Source organism: Streptomyces sp. CB02056, assembly GCF_001905545.1.
Classification (GTDB): domain Bacteria; phylum Actinomycetota; class Actinomycetes; order Streptomycetales; family Streptomycetaceae; genus Kitasatospora.
The window spans coordinates 72,673-94,228 of record NZ_LIPD01000006.1 but is presented as its reverse complement, the minus strand read 5'-3'; the positions used below and the strand labels follow the sequence as shown (position 1 = coordinate 94,228).

Sequence of the window (21,556 nt, the reverse complement as noted above, 5' to 3'; positions counted from 1 at the left end):
CGGCGTCAGGCGGCGAGAGCGAACGGCAGAGCGGAGGCTGTGAACGCCTCGCCCTGCTGCCAGGTGAGCGGGCGCAGGTCGAGCTGGGCGCCCACCGCGGCGGTCTCCACCACGGCGCAGGCGGAGCGCAGTTCGTCCTCGGTGTCGGCCGAGACGGTCAGCAGCCCGGTGAGGGCGACGTCGGCGTGGCCGGCGATCAGCTGTCGCTCTCGGTTCTGTATGTCCTGGTACTCCACCGAGTCGGCCTCGCTGGAGACCTGGCCCTTGCGGGCACGCTCGGCGGAGTCGGCGATGACGGAGGCCTTCTTGCGGCGCACGTCGCGCATCGCCGAGTCGAGGTCCTGCGGCTCGTAGGACAGGGAGACGGTGCGGCGCACCCCGGAGGCGAACAGCACCTGGTGCAGGAACCCGGGGTTGACCTCGGTGCGCGGCCAGTTTTCCACCCAGTAGGTGGCGTGGTGGGCGGAGTCGGTCGAGATGTGGTCGGCCTTCTCCACCACGACCACCGGTCCGGCGGCGGCCGGGGCTGCGCCGGGGCGTCCGTCCTCGGACCAGCGGTCGAGGGCGGCGCGGGACTTGGGGTCGTAGGCGGTGCGGGCGACGGCGGCGATCTCGGCGGTGGAAAGCCAGCCGGTCGGGTTGAGGCCGGCGGTGCGGGCGGACTGCTCGAACGAGCTCGTCAGCTGGGCGAGGACGGCGAAGGCACCGGTGAGGCCGCCGCCGGCCTGGGAGATGAGCCGCCGGGCGCCCTTGAAGTCGAGAGCGATGGCGACGTAGGCCTCGTGCGGGGCTGCGGCCGGACCGGCGTTCTGGATCAGCTCGCCGTAGAGGGCGCCGGCCAGCGGGGCGTCGGGGCGGCCGTGCTCCTCCCAGTAGCGGCGCAGCGCGTCGCCCGAGTCGGGGACGGTGCGCTCGATGACCTGGACGCGGGCGACCTGGCCGGTACGGGCGAGGGCCGCCAGCGCGCGGCCCCAGCCGGTGACGTTGGCGTTCTGGGTGCCGGGGTCGAGCAGGGCGTAGGCGCGGCTGCTCACCTTGACGATCGCGGTGAGGGTGCCGGCGTGCGGATCGTGGACGGCGCCGTACCGGCGGTCAGGGGCGGTGACCACACGCAGGCTGGCCGCGCTGCCGGGAAGGTGCAGCAGGCCCTCGCGCACCGGCCGGGAGGAGGGGCGGGCGAGCCAGAGCAGCTGCCCCCGCAGGCGGCGCAGCGCGTAGCGGGCGGCGACCGGCGCCCAGTCGGCGAGGGTGCGACCGCGGTAGCGGACGAACACGGCGGCGGCGACCGTGGCCCAGACAGGTATGAGCTGGAGGGCGCCGGTGACGCCGCGGGTGGTGAGGACGGCGAGCAGCAGCAGGCCGGTGGCGGCGGAGGCGACCAGCTGCGGGGCGCTGAGGCCGAGCAGGATGCCGCGCTTGGAGCGGTGGGGGAACTTGACGGACGCGGGGGTGGAGTCGGACTTCGGAGTGGAGGACATCGGGGTTCCAGGGAGGCGCGTGCGGGCGGCGGGCGGGGGCGCGGCGCTCTTCTGGACGTCATCGCGGGGCTCCTTCGGGGATGGTGGGCCCGGGGCGGGCGGCGCTGGGCCGCCCACCCCGGGGAAGGAGGATACTGGTCAGGACCCGGGCTCGGCGGTCCGGTTCGGGTAGACGAAGCGTCCCGGATCCGGGCCTCCAGCCGGGCCCGGACTACCAGCAGCCGGTGCCGGCAGCGGGGGAACGGCGGGGCCGACCGGTGCCGGAGGAGCGGGAACGCTCGGGGCCGAGGCCGTACCGGAAGCCGGAGAACTCCCGACAGCAGACGGAGCGACGGAGTCTGCCAGGTTGGCACCCTGGACACGCGGGGCGGCCGGGGCCGGGGCTGCCTCGCCGCCGTCGGACTTCGACCGCTCGGCGCCGCCTCCGGCGGACGCCCGGGTAATCAGCGACGGGATGCCGGGCCGGGTGACCAGGGCGCGGCCGCGGTCGCCGCCGGCGTTCGGGTCCTCGCCGAAGCGGAACTTCGTCGGCTGCTGCGCGGGGCCGGCGTCGATGCCGTCCGCGCTGATCCGGCCGGTCGGGTCGATGCCGGAGGCAGCACCGCCGCCGCCGACCCCGGGAACCTGGGGCGGTCCCTGTGGCGCCGGCATCCCCATGCCGGACTGCATGGCCAGGGAACCGGCGGTCTTCGCCGCCCCGGCCACGGTCGCCATCCCGGCCATGCCGGTGCGGTGCACGTCGTCGTGGCCACCGCCGTCCGTCGCCCAGTGGACGAACTTGTAGACGGCGTACGGGCACAGCAGCACCATGACCATGATCACGACGCCGGCCAGGGCGTCGGACAGCGCGGCGATCCCGTCCTTGGCGTCCGTCTTGCCGAGCGCGGAGACGCCGACGAGGAATACCACCGTCATCAGCAGCTTGCTGACGATCAGGGTGGCGGTGGCCTCGATCCAGCCGCGCCGCCAGCGCTTGGCGACCTCCCAGCCGCCGCCGGCACCCGCGAACGCCGCGAGCGCCACCAGCACCAGGACGCCGACCTTGCGCGCGACCATCACGCACCAGTAGAGGAACGCCCCGATCGCGCTGCCGACCGCGACCAGGGCGGGAATCGCCCAGCCGAGCGGGAACATGGCGCCGAACTGGGTGACCTTGATCATGCGCCTGACGGCGTCGGCCACGCTGGTGTGCGCCGCTTGGAACAACCCGGCCGACAAGGCGTCGACCGTCGTCACTGCTACCGCGGTGAAGCTGATCGCCCCGAAGGCGAACAGGACACCGGTCATCGTGCCCCACGCCGCCTTGGCCAGCGCTCGCTCGTCCCGGCGCCAGGCGGCCAGGATCAGCTGCGCGCAGAAGGTGCCCACGGTCAGGATCAGCCCGATTGGCAGGATCAGCTGGTAGTTGTCCCTGAACCACGGCGCTGACAGGTCGATCGCGGTGGTCTCGTCGACCGCCTTCGCGCACAGGTCGACGGCGCTGGCCGCCAGCTCACCCATCGACTTGGCGATCCACGCGCCGATGCCGTCGGTGATGCTCTTGCCCGGGTCGCTGACGAAGTTCATGCCGTCGACGACGGTGCAGACCTGGGCGATCATCGGGAGGTTGCAGATGTCCACGAGTACCTCCCGGGCTCAGGGCGCCACGGCCGGCAGCACACCGGCCAGAGCACACGGGCGGTCAGGACGGCACTGGACGGCGAGAGTGGCCGAGCGGTCCTCGGCGCCGCCGGCCGGGGCACCGTTCCAGGAGATCGACTGCTTCCCGGAGACCGTCACGGCGTAGACGTACGCCTGCGAGATCGCCCCCGGATCCGCCTGCAGCGCCCGGGTGAACGACTCCGGGAAGTGCGCCTCCGCCGCGGTCGCCGAGGCGAACTGCCCGGAGTCGGCCATCCGCCCCCAGAGCAGGGGCGACGGGACCAGCCGGTCGACCGAGTCCGCGTCGGCGTACTGGCCCTCGTCGGTCAGCCACCGGTGAAGGGAGGCCACCAGCTCGGGCTGGGAGGACGAGCGGGTGTCGTACGACCACAGCGCCACCGCCGCCGCCTTCGCGAACGCGATCGGATCGTGCGTCGACGGCGGCCCGGGCAGCGCGGCCGAGCGCGCGCCCGGCGAAACCGAACCCGACGGGCCTGGCGCGGGCGAGCTGGCCGCAGCAGCATGTTCGGGGGAGCTCCGGCCGTCCCGGGTGACGTAGGCCAGGATCCCGGAGCAGACGACGAGCACCACCAGGACGGCCGTGCCCAACAGCACCCGGCGGCGCACCAGCGCGCCGCTGGAAAGACCACCGCGGGCGGCATTGAATGAACGTTTCTGCATTACTTGACCTGACTTCCGAGCGTCGAGAAGAAGCTCACCACGCCGTTCGCGGCGCCCAGCAGGAGGGCGGCGCCGGCGCTGACGAGCACGCCCTTCTTGCCGTTGGCCTCGGCCTGGTGACCGCCGCTGTGGTGGCCCCAGGCCCACACACCGGCGCTCACGGCCAGGGCGCCGACGACCGCGATGATGCCGAACAAGTTCAGCGAGCCCATCACCTGCTTGAGGACCGAAAGGCCGGGCAGGCCACCCTCGTTGGGGGTGATTCCGGGGTCGTAGGCGAGCTGTACGACGGCGTCCGCGAGATACAAGATTGAACTCCAGTTCGAATCAAGGCATGCCAAGGCAGCCCGGAGAAAAGGGGAGAAGAGGGAGGGGAGGAGAGTGCGGGTCAGACGACCCGGCGGGCCGCGAGGATCTCCGCCCGCCACGAGGCGAGAGTCGAGATCTTGACCACGTCGCCGGTCTTCGGGGCGTGCACGATCAGCCCCGAGCCGATGAACATCCCGACGTGCTCCGGCACGGCCGCGGTGCCCCGGGTGAACAGCAGGTCACCGGGCTTGAGCGCGTCCGCCGAGACGGCGGTGCCCTGCTTGACCTGGTCGTAGGTGGTCCGCTCCAGTGAGACCCCGCCGGTTCGGTAGGCCACCTGCATCAGGGAGGAGCAGTCACACCTGCCCATCGGGTCCGCGCCGTGCGAGTTCGCGCACGTGCCGCCCCACTGGTACGGGGTGCCCAACTGTCCGAGCGCCCAGCGGATCGCGGTCTGTACCGGCTGAGGCGCGTCCGTCGGGATGTTGTATCCGGCCGGCAGCGAGCCGGGCGGGATCGTCCCGAAGTCGGTGCCGTCACCACCTGCCGTCGGTGTACCGCAGCCCCCACTGCTGGGCGTCGGGCTTGGGGTGCTGCCCGTCGTCGGCGTCGGCGCTGGGGTGGGCGAGGTGCCGGTGGCGGGGGAGAGCAGCGGGGCGATGGCCTTCTGCAGGGCCTCCGCCAAGGGCTGCCACTTCGCGTAGGCGTTGGGGAAGCCGGAGCGCTGCACTGCCTGGGCGGCCTGGGTGACGGTCATCGACTCCCAACCGTTGACCTCCTGCAGTGCCGCGTAGAACTTCGTCGAGGCGTACACCGGCTGCATGATCTGCTCCGGCGTGCCCCAGCCCTGCGAGGGCCGCTGCTGGAACAGGCCCAGCGAGTCCCGGTCGCCGTAGCGGATGTTGCGAAGCTCGCTCTCCTGCATCGCCGTTGCCAGCGCGACGACCTGCCCCCGGATCGGGATGTGCAGGGCGACACCGGTGGCCTGGATGGTCTTCGCGTTGGGGATCTGCTCGTCGGGCTTGCTCAGCCCCGCCACGCTCGGGGCGCTGAGCGGACTGGAACCCTTCAGGATCGCCTCGACCTGCGCCGCGACGGCCGAGCTGTCCACACCCTGCGGACCGCCGCCGGGCGGACACGAGGCGGACGTCGCCGAGGCGTTGCCCGCGCCGGCGATCACCACCGGCAGGGCCAGCATCAGCGGGCCGCAGGCGACGGCCCCGACGAGTGCGCTGACCGCCTTCTTCACGGTGCCCGCCGATCACCGAACCGGAACCGGGCCAACGGCGGAGGCGGATGAGGGCATGGGTGTGCCAGGGCATGCTGCATCGCAGCGGCTCCTTGCGGGGTTCGTAGGAGAGCGCGGTGCCGGCTCCTCGTGCGAAGAAGTCGCCGGCACCGCGCTGGTGGTGAAACCGCCGTTCAGGGCGGGTCCGGGTCGGGGGAGTTGGTAGCTCCCGGACGCCGGTCTCGGGTCACGCGCGGCAGCCGGCCGCGCTCGTAATCTCAGCTGGAACACGAGGCACCCCTCGGGCGTAGGGAAGATTCGCGCACTCCGTCGCGCGGTCTCGCCTGGGCGGGACAGCGCGGGCCAATGCGCCTCGGGCCGGGCCGACTTGGCCCGCTGCCCGGTTGGCATGGCGAGACAGTAGACGCGAACTCCGGCCGCACCAAACGAGCCCCGACCAGCCCCGACGTCCTCGTGCTGTCCGTTAGGCACGGCTGCCGATCGCGGCTACCGTCCCCTGCACCACCGCTCCCGGCGGCTGCCACGGCGCGCCGCCCGGAGCCGGTACACCCCTGCCCGAGGAAGGCCCCCGTGAACGACTTCACCCTCCACCGAGGCGACGCCCTCGCCGTACTGAAGAACCTCCCCGACGAATCCGTCAACGCGGTCATCACCGACCCGCCGTACAACAGCGGCGGCCGGACCAGCTCCGAGCGCACCAGCCGCGACGCCCGCGCCAAGTACGTCACCAGCGGCTCCGCCCACGACCTCAAGACCTTCCCCGGCGAAAACCGCGACCAGCGCTCCTATCGCGCCTGGCTCACCGAACTCCTCACCGAGGCCTACCGGGCGAGCACCGAGCACTCGGTCGCCATGGTCTTCTCCGACTGGCGGCAGGAGCCCACCACGAGCGACGCTCTACAGATGGCCGGCTGGACCTGGCAGGGCACCATCCCCTGGATCAAGCCCGCCAGCCGCCCGAGGAAGGGCGGCTTCAAACAGTCCGCGGAGTTCATCACCTGGGGCGTCAAGGGCACCCTCGACAACGGCCGCGACCTCTATCTGCCCGGCCACTTCATCGCCAGCCAGCCCCGCAAGGACCGGGTGCACATCACCCAGAAGCCGCTGGAGATCATGCAGCAGCTCGTCCGGATCTGCCCCGAGGACGGCACCGTCCTCGACCCCTTCACCGGCAGCGGCTCCACCGGCGTCGCCGCCCTGCGCGAAGGCCGGCGCTTCGTCGGAGTCGAACTCTCCCCGCACTACGCCGAGATCGCCGAACAGCGACTGCGAGCAGAGCAGACCCAGGACGACTTCACCCTCGCCGGACCGGAGGCGTGAGCATGAGAACCGCCGCCACAGCGATCGTCCGAAGACGCGAAAGGGCGGCCGGAGCACCACGCTCCAGCCGCCCTTCCAAGGCCCTCAGGACTCCTCGACCGCCCGCCGGATCAACGGCACCGCCTTCTCCACGTCCGCCGACGAGGCGATCCGCACCTCCAGGTCACCCGTCCCCAGGTGACCGATGCCGCGTACGTCGCGGGTGAAGCCCTCCTCCAGCTCCACCGAGTCCGGGTTCAGCCGCAGGTACACCAGGATCGCCCTGTGCGACACGGAGGGCCGGAAGATCACTGACGCCACGTTCAGCAGCCGCCGGTAGGCGATGTAGTGCTTGAGCAGCACCACCTCCAGCTCGCCCGCCGCGGTCAGCGCCTCGTCCAGCTCGCCGTACAGCTCCCGCAGGCACCCCGGCACCTCCACCTGCGAGGACCCCGACGGTACCGCGACAACGTCCGGCTCGTCGTCCGCAGCTTCGCCCGCACCGGACGGCATCGGCGCGAACCCTGCGGCGGAGAAGCCCGGGACGGTCTCGACGAGCTGCAGCGTCAGCAGGTCGGGACCGAAGACCCGGTAGCGCACCAGGTCCACACGGTAGTCCCGCTGGTAGAGCGAGGCGGCAGCCCGATCATGGCGGGAGAACTCGCCCGCGACACAGATCACCCGAGGCCGTCGCCAATCGACCGCCTCCGCCACATCGGCGCCCAGACGTCTACGCACCAGCGCCTCGAACTCGTGCCGGTGCGCCAGCAACCAGACCAGGTAGGACGCCGCCTGGGTAATCACCCCGGCATCCCGCCGGCGCTTGAACTCGATGATCACCGGCACGCCGTCCTCGTCCAGCCCGAGCGTGTCGATCCGCCCCTGGTGCCACGGCCCCGTCACGTACTCCGATGCCAGGAACCGCACCCCAAGCATCGGCTCCAGCGCCGCCTCGACCCGTCGCTGCAGTTCCTGCTGCTCCCGCGCCACCGTCGAACCCTGCAGCTCGACATCCCGGCCATCGGCACCCCGCCGGAACACCTTCAGATCGGCCACCCTTACCCCCTTCGCACGACCGTATGCAAAGACCAATCAGGAAGAGGAGCGGCCTATTCCTGTTCCCCTCTCTGTCAAGATGAGACCGGAAGAGGAAGGCCCGGCTGTGGTTGACGGGCCGGAGCTGCCAGGGCAGGTCACAGCCGCGCGGTGAGGCTGACCAGCAGTGCCGCGAGTCCCGCGGCCAGCCACGCGACGTAGTGCCCGAGGAGATCCCAGGCGTCCTCGTTGGCATAGGTGACCGGGGCGCACATCGGCACCCGTGCGCCGGCCGGGCGCCCGGCCGGCGCACTTCGTGCGGTCAGCCGGCGGCGCGCAGCCGGGCGAGAGTGGCGTCGATATCAAGGTGGTCGGTTTCCGAACCTGCGGGCACCAGCGTGAACGAGTCCGTGAGGAAGGCGGCCACGACGTCCTCCGGGGCGCTGAGCACCGCCCGGCCGTCGGGGCCCTGCAGGGTGATGAGGACTTCGCCGACCGGTCCGGGGCTGATCTTGACGTCCCCGGTGCCGCTGGGGACGTGGCGCCCCTCGTTCAGTAGATCCCGGCTGAAGTACCAGCACACCTCGGCGTCGGAGCCGGTGCAGCCGCACGGGGTCAGCGGGAACACCAGGCATGCCGCATACGGAAGGGCCGTGTCGAAGCGGAGCTCCACGTCGACCGGGACGTCGGGCAGCGGGCTGTCGGGGAACGTGACGGGCATCGGGCGGACAGCGGACTTCTGCATCGGATCACCCTCCTGCGACGGCTGTGTGCGTCGGCCTCCGGTGGGCCGACGCATGCCAACGCGCCTACCCCAGCGCCCACGCGCCAGTCGGCAGGCCGGAGATCTGCACAACTCCCTTGCTTTCGAGGAGTGTTGCATGTCGAAGCCACATGGGTGGAGCTCGGCAGGCCGGACAGGGACGAGCGCGCCGACGCCCTCCGCAACGTGATTCTCCGTCTGCCGGGAGCGCCAGGAGCACACGGCCGGCGCGGACCACCGGCCTGTCCGGCAGGTATGCGTACCGTGCGGGGCAGGTCCTCCGGCGGGCGGCTGCTCATCACGGACCTGTGGGAAACGACGGGCCAGAGCCGCCGTGCGGATCGTCTCCGACGATGCGTGGTGGCATGCTCGGATGATCGCGTCCCGTGTACGGAGGGAGTTTGCTGATGCTTGTGCCGTCCGCGTCGGAGCGGCACCCGGGTGGGTCACGGTGAAGGGCTGGGTGACCGGGGCTGTCGGCGAACCGGGCGAGTGGAAGCGGTTGCTGGTCGTGCTCACCGACGGTCGGCGGCTGGTGACCGGGGAGATCTCCGAGCGGGAGCGGGTGGAGCTCGGGGCGTTGGTCGCCGGGCTGCTTCGGCAGCCGCATCCGGGCGCGCGGTCGGTGGTGCGCTGGTTGCATCCGGTGCTGGCCGTCGTCGTCGAACTGGAGGCCGGGCAGGTGCGCCGGGTTGCGTTGCCTGCGGAAAGCGACTGAGCGATCCGCCGGGGGCAGCGCTCGGTTGTGCTCTGGCGCCGCCGCAGCGCGAAAGCGCCGTTCAGAGTGGGGCCGCGGAGCGTTCGAGGGGGCTTGGCGCGGGACCGCCGAGGCGATGCCGCGTTCGGCTTTTGGGCCGCCGCCTGGCAGGGGGTTCACTCGGTTGCGCCGGATCCGATGGCCCGGAACCCTGCCGGTCCACTATCCGGCGGTCGGGCCCGGCGGCGAGTGGCTGCGAGTCGTCGTAGGTTGCGGGCATGACCAGTGACGAGACGACGATCCCGGCGGTGGGGGTGCGCCCGCTGGACGAGGTGTTCGACGCGATCGAGACCGCCAATCGGCGCCCCCAGCCCTGGGGCGGGTTCGACCACGGGGTTCTGGGGGCCTACCGGTGGGCCACCGGAGCCCAGATCGCGGCACCGGTCACCGCTGTTGCCGCGCTCGGGGCCACCGGGCCGTGCCGGGCGCAGCTGCTGGCCGAATGCCAGGCCGCCGCGGTCCATCTGCGCGATGCCCTGGAAGAACGCACGGACCCCGCGTACGCCCTGGGCACCTATCAGGCGCTGGCGTGGCTGTGCGGCCATCACGAGGACCGTCCCTGACCTGCGGCTCTCCTTGACCAGTGCCCGTCCTGGCCGCTGCCCCACAGGAGCCGCCCGGTGCCCAGCCTGATCACCCGCTCCGGTGGGAAAGTCGGCACTCCCGCCCCGACGTGCCGGTGAACGTCGTGCTCGGCGACGTGGAAAGCGCCATCAGGTGCTTTTCCTCTACTGACCCTGCTCCGGGTCGCCGCCGCCTTCACCCTGCTCCATCGCGCCCCACGGGGAGGAACTGCTGCGCGTACGGGTCCGCACCAGCCGCCACAAGGACCGCCTGTAGGCGGGGAGGATTCGTTGACGAAGAACGACGGCGCACCGGGTCGGGACGAGACGCCCCAGCAACGGGCCGACCGGCTCTGGAGCGAGATGCTCCAGGAAGTCCGCGTGTGCCAGACCGGCGCACAGATCCTGTTCGGATTCCTCATCGGCGTGGCCTTCACCCCGCGCTTCGCCGCCCTGCCCGACTTCGACAAGAACCTCTACGTCGCCACCGTCGTCCTCGGCGCCGTCGCCACCGGAGCCCTGATCGCGCCCGTGGCCTTCCACCGCTTCCTCACCGGCCACGGCATGAAACCCGAACTGGTCCACGTCGCCAGTCGCCTCATCGCCGTCGGACTCATCACCCTGGCCCTGACCATCGCCGCCGCGCTGCTGCTCCTGCTGCGCACCGCCACCGGCAACCCGGCCGCCGCCTGGGGCCTCAGCGCCGCCTGCCTGATCTGGTTCGCCACCAGCTGGCTCGTCCTGCCCCAGGTCGTGCTGCGTCGCACAGCCGCCGCGCGCCGGGCTGCCGTATCCGGGCTCGGTGCCCCCCGCGGCGGTGGCCGCCCCCCGCAGTGACAGCCCCTGCAATCCCGGCCTACCCGGGCCGCGGGTCCCGTCCGCCCGACGGCGTCACGCCGTCGCGCCCCCGCCCGGGTCGGACAGGGCAAGCTGGGCGCGGGCCAGGGCGGGGCGCAGCAGCCGGCCGGTCAGGGCTCCCTGGGCGCGGAGCGCGGCGCGGGCGGCGTTCGCGCCGCAGGCGCCGTGCACGCCACCGCCCGGGTGGGCCGAGGCGGAGGCGAGGTAGAGGCGCTGGATGGGGGTCTCGGGCCGCCCCGTGCCGGGTAGCGGGCGGAGCAGCGCCTGTTGGTGGAGGGCCGCGGTGCCGCCGTTGATCGCCCCGCCGACCAGGTTCTGGTCCAGGTGTTCCAGCACCGGCGGGGTGAGTACGCGCCGGGCCTGGATCCGGTCGGTGAAGCCGGGGGCGAAGCGTTCGACCTGTGCTTCCATGCGGCGGGCGATGGCTTCGCTTTCCCTGTCGTCCCAGGACCCGGTGATGCCGTCGGGCCCGAGGTCGTCGGCGATGTGCTGGGGGACGTGGGTGTAGATCCAGGCCGATTCGGTGCCCGCGGGTGAGCGGGACGGGTCGGCGGTGGTCATCTGGCCGAGCAGCCCGAAGGGGCGGGCCGGTAGACGGCCGGTGCTGACCTGGAGTGCGTAGTCGCTCAGTTCCGTCCAGTCGGCGCCGAGGTGGACGGTGCCGGCCCGGTGTGCCTGCTCGGCGGTCCAGGGGATCGGCGCATCGAGGGCCCAGTCGACCTTGACGGTGGCGAAGTCCCACTGGAAGCGGCGTACGGCGTCGCGGAATCCGGGCGGCAGGTGTCCTTCCCGGACCAGGCGGCCGTACAGGTGCGGAGCGGGCACGTCGGCGAGCACGGCTCGGCGCGCGCGGACGTAGTCACCCTGGGCGGTGCGGATGCCCAGCGCCCGGCCGGCGCGGACGACGACCTCGCTGACCGGGGTGCCGCAGCGGATCGTTCCCCCGCGCGATTCCAGACGCCGCACCAGGGCGCCGCTGAGGGCGCTGGCTCCGCCGACCGGTACCGGCCAGCCGTACTGCTCGCCGAGCATCGCCATGAGCCAGCCGAAGGCGGCGCTGCCCGGTGATTCGGGCAGTAGATCGGCGTGCAGCGCGCAGCCGGCCAGCAGCAGCCCCGGGCCGTCCCGGTCGAACTCCTCCTCGGCCAGTCGCCGTACGGGCAGCGCCGCGAAGCGGGCCAGCCGCAGCAGGCCGGGCGCCCGGAGACGCGCGGCCAGCGCCAGGCCGGCGCGTACCGGCGGGAACGGCGCGAACATCGCCCCTACCAGGCACGGGTCCAGGTCCTGCCAGAGCTGTGACAGCCGTCGCCAGGCGAGCGCGTCCGGCCGGCCGAAGCTCCGCCCGACGTCGTCGATGTTCGCCTCCGGTCCGCGCCGCAGCAGTGCGCAGCGGCCGTCGGGCAGGGGATGGGCGAGCACGATCGGCGCGTGGCTCCAGGCGAGGCCGTGCTCTTCGAGGCGCAGGGCCGCGATCACCGGCGAGGCGGCGGCCAGCGGGTAGAACGAGCTGAACAGGTCGCTGACGTAGTCGGGGTGGACGCCGCGGTCGCTGCGGACAGCGCCGCCGGCCTGGTCCTGGGCCTCCAACACCTCCACCTCCCAGCCGGCGTCGGCCAGCACGTTCGCGGCGACCAGACCGTTCGGCCCGGCCCCGATCACGACGGCGTCGGCCATGACGGACCTCCCCCCGACGCGGACGCTTCCAGGTCGGCCGCCCGGGGCGCCTGCTCGACCGTGCGGGCGAGGCAGGCGAGCAGTCGGCGGTGGCGCAGATCCAGCACCAGGTCCGCGGGCGCCGTGTGGAGGCTCCCGCCCAGGCCCCGCAGCGGGTGCTCGTCGACGATCACCAGGGTGGCGTCGCCCCACGCGATCAGCTCGATGGCGATCCGGACGGTGCCGAGCCGCCCGGCGAAGGCCTCCAGTTCCAGCCGGTGCCCACTGTCGGACACACGTACGACGGTGTGGCCTTCGAAGCGGAACGGGCCGGCGCTGACGGTGTAGCGCAGGCTCGACCCGACTGCGGGCCACCGGCCCTCACCCGGGCGGGTCCGCTCCGTGCCGGGCACCCACCGGCCGTACGCGGCCGGGTCGCCCAACACGCTCCACACCGCCTGCGGAGCCCGCTCTATCAGGACGTGTCTCACAGCCATCGGCTGTGCCTCCTCGTGTCCGGTCCCTGACGAATCACCCGTACCTCAAAAGGCGCATACCCGGTTAATTCCCCTGAACGCGAGACTCGCAGCGGCCCGTTCTCCGCCGTGGGGCAGGGCCACCCGTTCCACCGGAACCTCGACTGGTCGCCGCCGGGCCCCGTCCAGGGCAGCGTCTGTGCCGAGCCCGGCATGCCCGCCCACGGCCTGCGGGCCGGCAGGTGATACCGCACGGACACCGGGCGGTATCACCTTCGGCGGTTTCATCGCGGCGCGAGCGGTTAGCCGCTCTCCGGGCCTCGTTCGCCCACCAGGAGCCACGCCCGCGCTGTGGAGGAGTTCGGTGATGAAGGTTTCCGACTACGTGCTGGAGCGCCTGCGTGACTGGGAGGTGGAGTACGTCTTCGCCTATCCCGGGGACGGCATCAACGGGCTGCTCGCGGCCTGGGGCCGGGCGGAGGACCGGCCGCGGTTCATCCAGGCCAGGCACGAGGAGATGGCCGCTTTCCAGGCCGTCGGGTACGCGAAGTTCTCCGGCCGCACCGGGGTGTGCGTGGCCACCTCCGGACCGGGCGCGATCCACCTGCTCAACGGCCTCTACGACGCCAAGCTCGACCACGTCCCGGTCGTCGCGGTCGTCGGGCAGACGGACCGCAGCGCCATGGGCGGCTCGTACCAGCAGGAGGTCGACCTGCTCAGCCTGTACAAGGACGTGGCCTCGGAGTTCTGCGAGATGGTCACCGTGCCGGCTCAGCTGCCCAACGTGCTGGACCGCGCCATGCGCATCGCGGCGACCCGCCGCACGGTCACCGCGGTGATCATCCCGGCCGACGTCCAGGAACTCGACTACGAGGCGCCGGCGCACGCGTTCAAGCAGGTCCCCTCCAGCCTCGGCGTCCCGCACTACGCCCCGGTGCCGGCCGAGGCGGACCTCGCCCGGGCGGCGGAGATCCTCAACGCCGGGGAGAAGGTCGCGATGCTGATCGGGCAGGGCGCCCGCTCGGCCCGGCCCGAGGTCGAGCAGGTCGCCGACCTGCTCGACGCCGGGGTGGCGAAGGCCCTGCTCGGCAAGGACGCGCTGCCCGACACCCTGCCGTACGTCACCGGCTCGATCGGCCTGCTCGGCACCCGCCCGTCCTACGAGATGATGCGCGACTGCGACACCCTCCTCGTGGTCGGCTCCAGCTTCCCCTACACCCAGTTCCTGCCCGAGTTCGACCAGGCGCGCGCGGTGCAGATCGACCTGGACCCGTCCATGATCGGGCTGCGCTACCCGTTCGAGGTCAACCTCGTCGGCGACGCCGGCTCGACGCTGCGCCGGCTGATTCCGCTGCTGGAGAGCAAGGCGGACGGCACATGGCGCAAGACGGTGGAGGACAACGCGGCGCGCTGGTGGGAGGTCATGCAGCGCCGAGCCGATGTGTCCGCCGACCCGATCAACCCCGAGTACGTCGTCCACACCCTCGACGCGCTGCTGCCCGACAACGCGCTCCTGGCCGCGGACTCCGGGTCCGCGGCGAACTGGTACGCCCGCCACCTGCGGATGCGCGGCGGCATGCGCGGCTCGCTGTCGGGCACGCTGGCGACCATGGGGCCGGGGGTGCCGTACGTGATCGGCGCGAAGTTCGCCCACCCGGACCGGCCCGCGATCGCGATCGTCGGCGACGGCGCCATGCAGATGAACGGCCTCGCGGAGCTGATCACCGCAGCGAAGTACTACCGGGAGTGGGCCGACCCGCGCATGGTCGTCGCGGTGCTGAACAACCACGATCTGAACCAGGTCACCTGGGAGATGCGGGCGATGCAGGGCGCGCCGCAGTTCGAGCCCTCGCAGAGCCTTCCGGACGTGCGCTACGCCGACATCGCCCGGACGTTCGGTCTGGGCGGGGTACGGGTGGAGAAGCCGGAGGACGTGGAGCCGGCGTGGCGCCGGGCACTGGCCGCGGACCGGCCGTTCGTCATCGACTTCCGCACCGACCCGGCGGTGCCACCGATCCCGCCGCACGCCACCTGGGACCAGATCAAGGCCGCCGCCCTGTCGGTGCTCAGGGGCGACAGTGACCGGGGATCGGTGGTCCAGCAGGGCGTCAAGGCGAAGGTCCAGGAGTTCCTGCCCGGCAGTGGACGGAGCTGACCGGTGTCCGGGCGCCAGGAGGTGGACCTGGCCGCACTCGAGCCGGCCCTGCGGACCGAGGTGGACGGTGAGGTCCGCTTCGACGCGGGCAGCCGCGGCGCGTACGCCACCGACGGCTCCAACTACCGTCAGGTCCCGCTCGGGGTGGTCGTGCCCCGCACGGTCGAGGCCGGCGCTGCCGCGGTGGGCGTCTGCTCCCGGTTCGCCGCCCCGGTGCTGTCCCGCGGAGGCGGTACCAGTCTCGGGGGACAGTGCACCAACGAGGCGGTGGTCGTCGACTGGACCAAGTACTGCAACCGGCTGGTCTCGGTGGACCCCACCGCGCGGACCTGTGTGGTCGAGCCGGGCATCGTCCTGGACGAACTCAACCGCCGACTCGCTCCGCACGGGCTCATGTTCGGGCCGAAGCCGTCCACGCACAGCCACTGCGCGCTGGGCGGCATGATCGGCAACAACAGCTGCGGAGCGTCCGCCCAGGCCTACGGCAAGACCGCCGACAACGTCCACCGCCTGGAAGTCCTCACCTACGAGGGCACCCGGTTCTGGGCCGGCCCCACCAACGAGGACGAGTACGCGCGGATCGCGGCCGAAGCAGGACCGCGCGCCCGCCTCTACCAGGGGTTGCGGGACATCACCGGGCGCCACCTGGCCGAGATCCGGCGTGGCTACCCGAAGATCCCGCGCCGGGTCTCCGGCTACAACCTGGACGCCCTGCTGCCGGAGAACGGTTTCGACGTGGCCCGCGCCCTGGTCGGCAGCGAGGGAACCCTGGTGACGCTCCTGCACGCCGAACTGCACCTGGTCGAGGTGCCGGCGGCGGAGGCCCTGCTGGTCCTGGGCTTCGACGACATCTACCAGGCCGCCGACGCCGTCCCCGACCTGCTCGCGCACAGCCGCCCCACCCAGCTGGAGGCCATCGACGGGCGCATGGCGCAGCTGATGCGCGAGGAGCACGCCTACCTGGACTCGCTGGAGAGCCTGCCCGAGGGCGACAGCTGGCTGCTCGTCCAGTTCACCGGCGACACGAAGCAGGAGGCGGACGCGCGGGCGTTCGAGCTGCTGCGGGCGATCGGCCGCGAGGAGGACGACCCGTCGGTGGCGCTGTCCGACGATCCCCCGAGGGAGCGGGAGATGCTCAGGGCCCGCGAGGCGGGTCTGGGCGTGACCGCCCGCCCGCCGGACGGCTCCGAGACGTGGGAGGGCTGGGAGGACTCCGCGGTCGCCCCGGAGAAACTCGGCGACTACCTGCGCGACCTGGAGCGGCTGTTCGGCCGGTACGGCTACCAGCAGGCCTCCCTGTACGGGCACTTCGGGCAGGGCTGCGTCCACACCCGGATCCCGTTCGAGCTGCGCGAGGGCAAGGGCGTCGAGGCGTTCCGGGCGTTCCTGTTCGACGCGGCCGACCTGGTCGCCTCCTACGGTGGTTCCCTGTCGGGTGAGCACGGTGACGGGCAGGCCCGCGGCGAACTCCTGCCCCGCATGTTCGGCCCCGGGCTCGTGGAGGCGATGGGCGAGGTCAAGGCCCTGTTCGACCCGGGCGACCGGATGAACCCCGGCAAGGTCGTCCACCCCCACCGCGTCGACGAGGACCTGCGCCTGGGCGCCGACTGGCGGCCCCGACCGCTGCGGACGCACTTCGGGTATCCCGACGACGGCCACGACTTCACCCGCGCGGTGCTGCGCTGCGTGGGCATCGGCAACTGCCGCACCCACCAGGGCGGGGTGATGTGCCCCTCCTACCGGGCGACGGGCGAGGAGGAGCACTCCACCCGCGGCCGGGCACGGCTGCTGTTCGAGATGCTCGGCGGCCACGACGACTCCCCGGTCACCGGCGCATGGCGCTCCACCGAGGTCCGCGACGCACTGGACCTGTGCCTGGCCTGCAAGGGCTGCAAGTCCGACTGCCCGGTCGGCGTCGACATGGCCACCTACAAGGCAGAGTTCCTCGCCCACCACTACCAGGGCCGTGTGCGCCCGGCCGCCCACTACGCGATGGGCTGGCTCCCGCTGTGGGCACGGCTGGCCCGCACGGCGCCGGGCCTGGCCAACGCGGCCTTGCACGCCCCCGGCCTCGCAGGGCTGGGGAAGCGGCTGGCCGGCATCGACCCGCGCCGCGCCGCACCCCTCTTCGCCGCCGAATCGTTCCAGGAAGCCCGGCACCGGCAGGGCTGGGCGGAGCCCGACCCGCGCGACCCGCGCACCGTCCTGCTCTGGCCGGACACCTTCACCAACCACTTCCACCCGCACGTCGCCGACGCAGCCGTCCGCGTCCTGGAGGACGCCGGCTTCCACGTCGCCGTACCCGAGGGGCCGGTGTGCTGCGGCCTGACCTGGATCTCGACCGGGCAGCTCGCCACCGCCCGTCGCGTCCTCGAACGCACCATCCGGACCCTGCGCCCATGGCTGGAGGCCGGAACCCCGATCATCGGGCTCGAACCCTCCTGCACCGCGGTCTTCCGCGCGGACGCCCCCGACCTGCTCGACGGTGACCAGGACATCGCCCGCCTGGCCGCGCAGACGCGCACCTTCGCCGAACACCTCGTCAACCACGCCCCCCACGGCTGGCAACCGCCCCGGATCGGCCGGGCGGCGACCGTGCAGACCCACTGCCACCAGCACGCCGTCCTCGGCACCGATCCCGACCGTGAACTGATGCGCCGCGCCGGGCTGGACGCGAACGTGCTCGACGAGGGCTGCTGCGGCCTGGCCGGCAACTTCGGCTTCGAGCGGGGCCACTACGACCTGTCCCAGGCCATCGCCGAGCAAGGCGTCCTCCCGGCCGTGCGCGACACGGCCCCGGACGCGTTCGTCCTGGCCGACGGCTTCAGCTGCCGCACCCAGATCGAACAGTCCTCGACCGGACGGCTGGCCGTGCACGTGGCCGAGGCCCTCGCCCTGGCACTGGACGGGCCGCCGCCCGCCGACCATCCCGAGAAGACGATCCCGCGCCCGCAACCCCGCAACGCGGTGGCCGGCCTGCTGACCGCAGGTGTCGCGGGCGCGATGACAGGCCTGGCCGCGGCCGGTGCTGCCGCCGCGCGGCGCCACCGCGCCAGGAGGAGGTAGACCATGCGGTCCCTGCACGAGCGGCTCCACCGCGAAGCCCGCGCCTACACCGGCGACAACGACCGCCCGCTCGCGGCCTACACCGGCCTCATGGCCCTGTACGCCACCGCGGTACTCGGCACCGCCGCAGCCGCCCGGGCCTTTCGCCGAGAGCTGCCCCACCCGACTCCGTGGGACGTCGCCCTGAACGCGCTGGCCACCCACCAGCTCTCCCGCCTGATCGCCAAGGACCCGGTCACCAGCCCGCTGCGCGCGCCGTTCACCCGTTTCGAGGGCACATCCGGCCCGGCCGAGCTGGAGGAGGACGTGCGCGGCACCGGAGCCCGCAAGGCCGTCGGCGAGCTGGTCACCTGCCCGTTCTGCACCGGCCTGTGGGTCGCCACCGCGGGCACTGCCGGGTCCGTCTTCGCTCCGCGCGCCACCAGGCTCGCCACCGCGACCCTGGCCGCCCTGGCCGGCGCCGACTTCCTGCAGTTCGCCCGCGCCGCCGCCCAGCACGCGGCCGACGAGACGCCATGACCGTCACCGCCACCGTGGAGTCCCTGCACGTGCAGGTCCTCGACGTCCCCACCGACGCTCCGGAAGCCGACGGCACTCTCGCCTGGGACTCCACCACCATGATCCTCGTCCGTGTCCACGGCGGGGACACCACCGGCCTGGGCTGGACCTACGGCGCCCCCGCCACCGCCCAGGTGATCACCGGGCACCTTCGGGACACGGTCATCGGCCGCCCGGCGTTCGACGTCCCGGCCGCCAACGAGGCGATGAGCCGCACGGTGCGCAACATCGGCCGCCCGGGGCTGGTCGCCGGCGCGATCTCAGCCGTCGACATCGCCCTGTGGGACCTCAAGGCCCGCCTGCTCGGCCTGCCCCTGGTCGACCTGCTCGGCGCCGCCCGCCATGAGGTCCCCCTCTACGGCAGCGGCGGCTTCACCACCTACACCGACCGGCAACTCGCCGAGCAGCTCGCGGGCTGGGCCGAACAGGGCTTCCACCGATTCAAGATCAAGATCGGCGAGAGCCGCGGCAGCCGGGAACGGCGCGACCTGGAACGCACCGAGCAGGCCCGGCGGGCGGTCGGCGACGACGCCGCCCTGTACGTGGACGCGAACGGCGCCTACACCCGCAAACAGGCCGTCCGCGTCGGACAGACGCTGGCCGGCCTGGGGGTGAGCTGGTTCGAGGAGCCCGTCTCCTCGGACGACCTCACCGGCCTCGCCCACGTCCGCGACGCCGTCACCTCCGACGTCGCGGCCGGCGAGTACGGATACGACCTGCCCTACTTCGCCCGCATGGCCCCGGCCGTGGACTGCCTGCAGGCGGATGCCACCCGCTGCGGAGGCATCACCGTCTGGCTGCGCGCAGCCGCCCTGGCCCAGGCCCACGGGCTCCAGCTGTCCGGACACTGCGCCCCGCACGTCCACGCACACGCCGCGGCCGCCGTGCCGAACCTGCGGCACTTGGAGTGGTTCCACGACCACGTCCGGATCGAGAACCTCCTCTTCGAGGGAACCCTCGACCCGGACGGGGGACTGGTCCGCCCGGGCCACAGCGGGGAGCCAGGCCTCGGCCTGGCCATCCGCACCGAGACGGCGGAGCGCTACCGTGTCCGCGCCTGAGGAGATCCGGCCCGCTCCCGACGACGGCCGTCGGCCTCCGCGGACCGTGCACGTTCCCGGCGCTCCGCGTCCACCCGGCCGCGGACACGCGGCCCGCACCGCCGTACCCCAGGAGGCGAGAACGTGACCGCCCCCATCGCCGGCTCTCCCGCCCCTCACGCGCTGCGTGACTACGCCCTGCTCGCGGACGGCGAGCGCGGCGCCCTCGTCGGACCGCGCGGCGACATCGTGTGGATGTGCGCACCCGGCTGGGACAGCGACGCCGTCTTCGCCGCCCTCATCGGTGGCCCCGGCTGGTACACCGTCACCCCCACCGACCCGTTCGTCTGGGGCGGCTACTACGAGAGCGGCAGCCTCATCTGGCGCAGCCGCTGGATCACCACCGGCGGCGTCGTCGAATGCCGCGAAGCCCTCGCCTGCCCCGGTGACCGGCACCACGCGGTGGTGCTGCGCCGGATCCTGGTGGTCGACGGCGACGCCCGCCTCGACGTCCACCTGCACCCGGCGCCCGGATTCGGCACACACCGGCTGCGCAAGGTCCGCAGGGACGGGCAGGGGCGTTGGACGGCCCGGGCCGGAGAACTGCACCTGCGCTGGAGCGGAGCGCCCGACGCCCGGCCGGGCGATGCGGCGCTGTCCACCACGATGCGTCTGGAGACCGGTGAGCACCACGACCTCGTCCTGGAGATCTCCGATCGGCCCCTGCCCGAACCGGAGACGGCCGACGTGCTGTGGCGGTCCACCGAAGCGGCCTGGACCGCGCGCGTGCCCGCCCTCGCGAACACGCTGGGCCGACGCGACGCCCGGCACGCCTACAGCGTCCTGGCCGGCCTCACAGGCCCCGGCGGCGGCACGGTGGCAGCGGCCACCACCAGTCTGCCCGAACGCGCCGAGACGGGCCGCAACTACGACTACCGGTACGTGTGGATCCGCGACCAGGCCTACATCGGCCAGGCCGTCGCCGCCGCGGGGCCGCACCCGCTGCTGGACGACTCCGTACGGTTCGTCACCGACCGTCTGCTCGAACACGGCCCGGCTCTCGCGCCCGCCTACACCGTGACCGGTGCGGCGGTACCCGACCAGCGCACCCTCGACCTGCCCGGCTACCCGGGTGGCTTCGACGTCGTCGGCAACCACGTCAACCGCCAGTTCCAGCTCGACGTGTTCGGGGAGAGCCTGCTGCTGCTCGCCGCCGCCGCCCGCCACGACCGGCTCGACCCCGACGGCTGGCACGCCGCGCTCACCGCCGCCGACGTGATCGCCACCCGGCATCGCGAGCCGGACGCCGGGATATGGGAGCTGCACGACGACCGGTGGGCGCACAGCCGCCTGATCTGCGCGGCCGGTCTGCGGGCGGTCGCCGCCGCAGCACCCCGGGCGAGCAGCGGACGCGCCGCCGGCTGGGAGGCGCTGGCGGATGCGATCCTCGCGGAGACCTCCGCCGACTGCCTGCACCCCACCGGCCGGTGGCAGCGCTCCCCTGGCCGGACGGGCGTGGACGCGGCCCTGCTGCTGCCCGCCATCCGCGGCGCCCTGCCTGCCGAAGACCCGCGCACCGTCGCCACCCTGCGAGCGGTGCGCGCCGATCTCGCGCAGGACCACCACGTCTACCGGTTCCGCCACGACCGGAGACCCCTTCAGGACGCCGAGGGCGCCTTCCTGCTGTGCGGATTCGTCATGGCCCTGGCGGAACACCAGCAGCACAACGACGTCGAAGCCGTGCGCTGGTTCGAACGCAACCGTGCCGCCTGCGGTCCGCCCGGCCTCTATGCGGAGGAGTTCGACGTCGCCCAGCGCCAGCTGCGCGGCAACCTGCCCCAAGCGTTCGTCCACGGGTTGATGCTCGAAGCCGCCGCGACGCTCGCACCCGGTCACTGAGCCCGTTGTGATCCGCCGCACCCGCGTGTCGGAGCAGCAGCGACCGCTGCGGGGTCTCGCCCGCTCGGCCCTGCCT

General features: G+C 72.8%; 18 protein-coding genes. 9 read left to right on the top strand and 9 right to left on the bottom strand.

From position 1 onward, the window contains the following. Nucleotides 1-5: 5 nt before the first annotated feature. From AMK13_RS17550 to AMK13_RS17530, 5 genes are all read right to left on the bottom strand, one after another. On the bottom strand, nucleotides 6-1,478 hold the full coding sequence (locus tag AMK13_RS17550) for an SCO6880 family protein (protein ID WP_074003036.1): 1,473 nt from the start codon (nucleotides 1,476-1,478) through the stop codon (nucleotides 6-8). A gap of 138 nt (nucleotides 1,479-1,616) precedes the next feature. Beyond that, a complete protein-coding gene (locus AMK13_RS17545; protein ID WP_079272238.1) occupies nucleotides 1,617-3,098 on the bottom strand; it encodes an SCO6881 family protein in 1,482 nt (493 codons plus the stop codon). Nucleotides 3,099-3,113: 15 nt separating this feature from the next. Next, nucleotides 3,114-3,800 carry a hypothetical protein gene (locus AMK13_RS17540; protein WP_074003035.1) on the bottom strand — a complete coding sequence of 229 codons (687 nt, stop codon included), beginning with the start codon at nucleotides 3,798-3,800 and terminating at the stop codon, nucleotides 3,114-3,116. After that, a complete protein-coding gene (locus AMK13_RS17535; protein ID WP_063346628.1) occupies nucleotides 3,800-4,108 on the bottom strand; it encodes a DUF6112 family protein in 309 nt (102 codons plus the stop codon). Before AMK13_RS17535 ends, AMK13_RS17540 begins: the two co-directional genes overlap by 1 nt. Before the next feature lie 80 nt (nucleotides 4,109-4,188). Continuing rightward, complete coding sequence (locus AMK13_RS17530; RefSeq protein ID WP_074003034.1) at nucleotides 4,189-5,358, bottom strand: C40 family peptidase; 1,170 nt, start codon at nucleotides 5,356-5,358, stop codon at nucleotides 4,189-4,191. A 570-nt stretch (nucleotides 5,359-5,928) separates the two neighbouring features. On the opposite strand from AMK13_RS17530, the gene AMK13_RS17525 reads away from it, so the two are divergent. Next, the gene (locus tag AMK13_RS17525) at nucleotides 5,929-6,678 is read left to right on the top strand and encodes a DNA-methyltransferase (RefSeq protein ID WP_074003033.1); all 750 of its coding nucleotides are present in this window, start codon (nucleotides 5,929-5,931) and stop codon (nucleotides 6,676-6,678) included. An 84-nt stretch (nucleotides 6,679-6,762) separates the two neighbouring features. On the opposite strand, the gene AMK13_RS17520 is transcribed toward AMK13_RS17525, so the two are convergent. After that, nucleotides 6,763-7,713 (bottom strand): DUF5655 domain-containing protein, encoded by a 951-nt coding sequence (locus tag AMK13_RS17520; protein WP_074003032.1) that lies wholly within the window; start codon nucleotides 7,711-7,713, stop codon nucleotides 6,763-6,765. 301 nt (nucleotides 7,714-8,014) lie between these two features. Next, the gene (locus tag AMK13_RS41025) at nucleotides 8,015-8,437 is read right to left on the bottom strand and encodes an SsgA family sporulation/cell division regulator (RefSeq protein ID WP_074003031.1); all 423 of its coding nucleotides are present in this window, start codon (nucleotides 8,435-8,437) and stop codon (nucleotides 8,015-8,017) included. A gap of 469 nt (nucleotides 8,438-8,906) precedes the next feature. On the opposite strand from AMK13_RS41025, the gene AMK13_RS17510 reads away from it, so the two are divergent. The 3 genes from AMK13_RS17510 (at nucleotide 8,907) to AMK13_RS17500 (ending at nucleotide 10,612) form a co-directional block, all read left to right on the top strand. Next, complete coding sequence (locus AMK13_RS17510; protein ID WP_074003030.1) at nucleotides 8,907-9,173, top strand: hypothetical protein; 267 nt, start codon at nucleotides 8,907-8,909, stop codon at nucleotides 9,171-9,173. A gap of 257 nt (nucleotides 9,174-9,430) precedes the next feature. Then, nucleotides 9,431-9,775: a hypothetical protein gene (locus AMK13_RS17505; RefSeq protein WP_074003029.1), complete on the top strand. Its 345-nt coding sequence runs from the start codon at nucleotides 9,431-9,433 to the stop codon at nucleotides 9,773-9,775. 291 nt (nucleotides 9,776-10,066) lie between these two features. After that, on the top strand, nucleotides 10,067-10,612 hold the full coding sequence (locus AMK13_RS17500) for a DUF6328 family protein (RefSeq protein WP_074003028.1): 546 nt from the start codon (nucleotides 10,067-10,069) through the stop codon (nucleotides 10,610-10,612). A 54-nt stretch (nucleotides 10,613-10,666) separates the two neighbouring features. On the opposite strand, the gene AMK13_RS17495 is transcribed toward AMK13_RS17500, so the two are convergent. Both AMK13_RS17495 and AMK13_RS17490 read right to left on the bottom strand, forming a co-directional pair. Continuing rightward, nucleotides 10,667-12,307 (bottom strand): phytoene desaturase family protein, encoded by a 1,641-nt coding sequence (locus AMK13_RS17495; protein WP_074003027.1) that lies wholly within the window; start codon nucleotides 12,305-12,307, stop codon nucleotides 10,667-10,669. After that, a complete protein-coding gene (locus tag AMK13_RS17490) occupies nucleotides 12,289-12,783 on the bottom strand; it encodes an SRPBCC family protein (protein WP_074003026.1) in 495 nt (164 codons plus the stop codon). Before AMK13_RS17490 ends, AMK13_RS17495 begins: the two co-directional genes overlap by 19 nt. 346 nt (nucleotides 12,784-13,129) lie before the next feature. Between AMK13_RS17490 and AMK13_RS17485 the strand changes: the two genes are divergently transcribed. The 5 genes from AMK13_RS17485 to AMK13_RS17465 all read left to right on the top strand — a co-directional run bounded on the left by AMK13_RS17485 (nucleotide 13,130) and on the right by AMK13_RS17465 (nucleotide 21,480). After that, nucleotides 13,130-14,917, top strand: coding sequence for a thiamine pyrophosphate-requiring protein (locus AMK13_RS17485; RefSeq protein ID WP_074003025.1), 1,788 nt, complete (start codon nucleotides 13,130-13,132; stop codon nucleotides 14,915-14,917). Between the two features lie 3 nt (nucleotides 14,918-14,920). Continuing rightward, a complete protein-coding gene (locus AMK13_RS17480) occupies nucleotides 14,921-17,983 on the top strand; it encodes an FAD-binding and (Fe-S)-binding domain-containing protein (protein ID WP_074003024.1) in 3,063 nt (1,020 codons plus the stop codon). Nucleotides 17,984-17,986: 3 nt separating this feature from the next. Further along, a complete protein-coding gene (locus AMK13_RS17475; protein ID WP_074003023.1) occupies nucleotides 17,987-18,502 on the top strand; it encodes a DUF1360 domain-containing protein in 516 nt (171 codons plus the stop codon). Next, the gene (locus tag AMK13_RS17470) at nucleotides 18,499-19,602 is read left to right on the top strand and encodes an enolase C-terminal domain-like protein (RefSeq protein WP_074003022.1); all 1,104 of its coding nucleotides are present in this window, start codon (nucleotides 18,499-18,501) and stop codon (nucleotides 19,600-19,602) included. Before AMK13_RS17475 ends, AMK13_RS17470 begins: the two co-directional genes overlap by 4 nt. A gap of 123 nt (nucleotides 19,603-19,725) precedes the next feature. Continuing rightward, nucleotides 19,726-21,480 carry a glycoside hydrolase family 15 protein gene (locus AMK13_RS17465; RefSeq protein ID WP_074003021.1) on the top strand — a complete coding sequence of 585 codons (1,755 nt, stop codon included), beginning with the start codon at nucleotides 19,726-19,728 and terminating at the stop codon, nucleotides 21,478-21,480. The last annotated feature ends 76 nt before the right edge of the window (nucleotides 21,481-21,556 follow it).